The sequence below is a fragment of the Bacteroides intestinalis genome, from assembly GCF_003464595.1.
Lineage (GTDB): Bacteria > Bacteroidota > Bacteroidia > Bacteroidales > Bacteroidaceae > Bacteroides > Bacteroides intestinalis_A.
Genome location: NZ_QRZF01000044.1, coordinates 1 through 2,733 on the forward strand (window position 1 = coordinate 1; position 2,733 = coordinate 2,733).

Consider the following 2,733-nt stretch of genomic DNA (forward strand, 5'->3'; position numbering starts at 1 on the left):
CATTCCGATGAAGGGGAGGGTGGGAAAGAATACTGCGTGAACGCAAATTAATGGGATTACCAGTAACTCCAAGCGTTTTTTGCTACTTTTTTGGGGTGCTTGCCAAAAAGTAGCGGACAGCAAAATACCCTCCCTTCCCTAATCCAAAAGAAGGGAGAATGTGCTTCATTGAAGGTATATAGGTTCCGTTCCCTGATTATAACAATACATAGTGTTATTTCTGAAACCATCAAAGCATATATGAAAATCATCGAAATCCTGTTCCGTGGCCAAACGAACCTTATCACTCAACAAAACCATGCATTGTTTATTGACAGATGTAGCCAAAGAGGTAGTACGTCCCGGCTTTATCTCCAATGCCACCACATAAGAAGTCCTTCGTGGATAGATATACCCAATAATTTCCTCATTGAGTACAACCAAACGAATAACATCTTCATTCAAAACGGGAATATTATTAATTTTGCCCATCATTGTTATAATATAAATCAGTTTATAATCATTAAAATACAATATCATTACAAATGATACCTATAATTTTTATAGGTAAACTTTTCCACCGAGACCACCTCATAAAGATAGTCTTCATGGCAAGAAGCCATTATACAGTTCTCACATTCAAGAATAGGATTTATAACTACACGGAATTTAATAGTGCCGTCCACCAGAACAAACTCCACCCGATTAAAGAACCCTTGTAGAGAATGCCCTTCCTTATCCATCAGACGCACTACTTCACCTGTAAAAACAGCCAATTCCTTAGCCTGCCATTTCGCTTTACGCAAACAACTGTTCGCCGCTTTGACGTTCTCATTCACCTCTTTTGTTCTTATTGCTTTCATACCAAAATCCTTTTTACATATTTATCTTGTCAAAAATCAAAAGTCAGCTGCGTAGCCCTTGCGTTGCTCTGAATCGACCTCTTCAATTCAGAATTATCCTCCATTGCATTTTCAAGTTTCCTAATAAAAGAAGTGTCACCTGCTTCCGTTATCTTTAAAATAGGCAACCATACTCCGGCTATCAGCTGTAAATCTATATGATAACTTCTCCAATGCTGCATTGTCAATGTATTCATCCATGCGACTTCACCGGGTACGCTATTCATCATCAGATTGACAACGGTCATCTTTACACAAATCAAATCTATATCCGAGCCATAACAAAAAAGCCTTCCTCCATCATTCTCTTCCGCACATTTTTTTACAGCGGAAAGTAGCATCCTGCCGGAACCACAGCACGAATCACAGACCGACTGTTTAGGTTTCAGCCTATTTCCCCCCATACATGCCATCAAATCAGCAACGTGTATCGGGGTAAAGAACTGTCCGTTATTCCCATGACTGACACACTCCATGAACATATCTCCCAAGACATCGCAAAATCCTTCCGAATATTCAGACACCCTATAAAACATTTGAACAAAAAGTTCCATTTCATATGGCTTATATCTTTTTTCCACTCTACGATAATCCTCCGCCAACATCCCGACAGACAAATAGTAAAGACAAACATCCAAAAAATCCCGAAAGGCTTCTTCATATCCCCGACTGAAAGCAAGCTTTTCATAAAGTTTCATTATCTCCTTTGGTATCATACTTTTCTGACTTCATTATTCACAACATTCTATATTCCTTGTGCCATAGATTTTATCAAAAGCCGCTTTTATCTCCGAGCGATATTTACAGTCCTTCTCAAAACAAAGTTGTTTTGTCCAAAAATCGAAATCAAAACCATCGGTATTATCAATCGTTACAGAAACATAATCAGTCATACCACTCTGACATACAACCGTATGCCGATTTACACAAAAGTGGTCATTTAAAGCAGTTTCTTTTCGGGTAATGCGTTCTACCATCTTATCTATCCACTTCATACTTATAATATTTTATGTAATTGCCCCATTCCAAGAGGCAGTTACGGTTATACTCATTAAAAATCGTTCTCGTTCAAAAACAGCACATCGCCTTTCATCACCATCCAATTAATCTCACTCAGATGATAGCCACAATGCCCACTCAAAAAAATCTCAATCTCTTCAGTGGTCTGCAATCTCCTGTCTGGGCTTATCACCGCAACATTACCGGAATTACAATCCAATACAGCCAGTTTCTCATAAGCCCACTCACCAAACTGGCAGAACTCGATAAAATTGGTATAGGTTATCCGTATGCTATTGTTTGCATCAAATTCAAGGGGTGACTTTGTAATGAATGAACCTGCATGATTCACCACCACAGAGGGGCTAATCTCTGCCAATGAAGATAAGCTGTCATCCCATCTAATCTCATAAAGGAAAAATCCTTTTGGCAATGAATTGCGGTCTATACGATAACTGGAAAAAAGACCGTCTATCGTTTCATTAATAACTAACTGTTCATAATCTCCTTCTAAATAGTGTACTCGTGACATAACTCGTTGTTTTTTGGGATTGTTAAACTTCTAATTTTATGCTTCAGCTAGATTTAAAGACCTTTTTTTAAAACCCCTTTCCGGGATGGCCTTTTCTTTCTGCCGACTTTTTTTTTGAGCTTTCATGCCCCATCTGAGTTTATGAGCCTTTTTTTTACGGCACACAACAATAAGGAAGGAGGGATTAAGAAAAGTTTTGGACGACAAAAAATGTTGGGGACAGCGAAGCCGTCCGGCGTTATTTTTTTCGGGACAAAGGGCGAAGACCGGAACTCTTTCGTATCCATCCACCGAAATAAATTTGCCGTTCAAAAACAAAGG

6 protein-coding genes are annotated in these 2,733 nt (G+C 38.8%); all 6 read right to left on the reverse strand.

Annotated elements, in window-relative coordinates; translation table 11 throughout:
- Positions 1-165 precede the first annotated feature (165 nt).
- On the reverse strand, positions 166-474 hold the full coding sequence (locus DWW10_RS25470; RefSeq protein ID WP_224263218.1) for a hypothetical protein: 309 nt from the start codon (positions 472-474) through the stop codon (positions 166-168).
- Between the two features lie 44 nt (positions 475-518).
- Entirely contained in the window at positions 519-842 is a 324-nt protein-coding gene (locus DWW10_RS25475; protein ID WP_005868762.1) for a hypothetical protein, read from the reverse strand.
- Between the two features lie 29 nt (positions 843-871).
- Positions 872-1,579 (reverse strand): N-6 DNA methylase, encoded by a 708-nt coding sequence (locus tag DWW10_RS25480; protein ID WP_008782409.1) that lies wholly within the window; start codon positions 1,577-1,579, stop codon positions 872-874.
- 33 nt (positions 1,580-1,612) lie between these two features.
- Complete coding sequence (locus DWW10_RS25485; protein WP_005868765.1) at positions 1,613-1,876, reverse strand: hypothetical protein; 264 nt, start codon at positions 1,874-1,876, stop codon at positions 1,613-1,615.
- A 56-nt stretch (positions 1,877-1,932) separates the two neighbouring features.
- Positions 1,933-2,412 (reverse strand): LPD28 domain-containing protein, encoded by a 480-nt coding sequence (locus DWW10_RS25490; protein ID WP_005868767.1) that lies wholly within the window; start codon positions 2,410-2,412, stop codon positions 1,933-1,935.
- 36 nt (positions 2,413-2,448) lie between these two features.
- A partial coding sequence (locus DWW10_RS26280) for a hypothetical protein (RefSeq protein ID WP_205125559.1) occupies positions 2,449-2,733 on the reverse strand: 285 nt, incomplete at its 5' end.